This window comes from Actinomadura napierensis (genome assembly GCF_039529375.1).
GTDB classification, from domain to species: domain Bacteria; phylum Actinomycetota; class Actinomycetes; order Streptosporangiales; family Streptosporangiaceae; genus Spirillospora; species Spirillospora napierensis.
Genome location: NZ_BAAAMR010000294.1, coordinates 1 through 762 on the forward strand (window position 1 = coordinate 1; position 762 = coordinate 762).

At 50.9% G+C, this 762-nt stretch carries 1 protein-coding gene; it reads right to left on the reverse strand.

What is annotated here, in order from left to right; all coding sequences use genetic code 11:
* Window positions 1-498: IS6-like element IS26 family transposase (locus tag ABD296_RS49520; RefSeq protein WP_031494229.1), on the reverse strand; the 498-nt coding region annotated here is incomplete at its 3' end.
* Window positions 499-762: the final 264 nt, after the last annotated feature.

Genomic DNA, 762 nt, shown 5'->3' on the forward strand with positions numbered 1-762 from the left:
CTTAATCTGTCGGTGTTCAACGTCAGACGGGCACCGGCCTTCGCGTTTGAGCAGAGCAAGCGCGCGACCATAGGCGGGCGCTTTATCCGTGTTGATGAATCGCGGGATCTGCCACTTCTTCACGTTGTTGAGGATTTTACCCAGAAACCGGTATGCAGCTTTGCTGTTACGACGGGAGGAGAGATAAAAATCGACAGTGCGGCCCCGGCTGTCGACGGCCCGGTACAGATACGCCCAGCGGCCATTGACCTTCACGTAGGTTTCATCCATGTGCCACGGGCAAAGATCGGAAGGGTTACGCCAGTACCAGCGCAGCCGTTTTTCCATTTCAGGCGCATAACGCTGAACCCAGCGGTAAATCGTGGAGTGATCGACATTCACTCCGCGTTCAGCCAGCATCTCCTGCAGCTCACGGTAACTGATGCCGTATTTGCAGTACCACCGTACGGCCCACAGAATGATGTCACGCTGAAAATGCCGGCCTTTGAATGGGTTCATGTGCAGCTCCATCAGCAAAAGGGGATGATAAGTTTATCACCACCGACTATTTGCAACAGTGCCGATAAAAATATATCATCATGAACAATAAAACTGTCTGCTTACATAAACAGTAATACAAGGGGTGTTATGAGCCATATTCAACGGGAAACGTCTTGCTCGAGGCCGCGATTAAATTCCAACCTGGATGCTGATTTATATGGGTATAGATGGGCTCGCGATAATGTCGGGCAATCAGGTGCGACAATCTATCGATTGTATGGG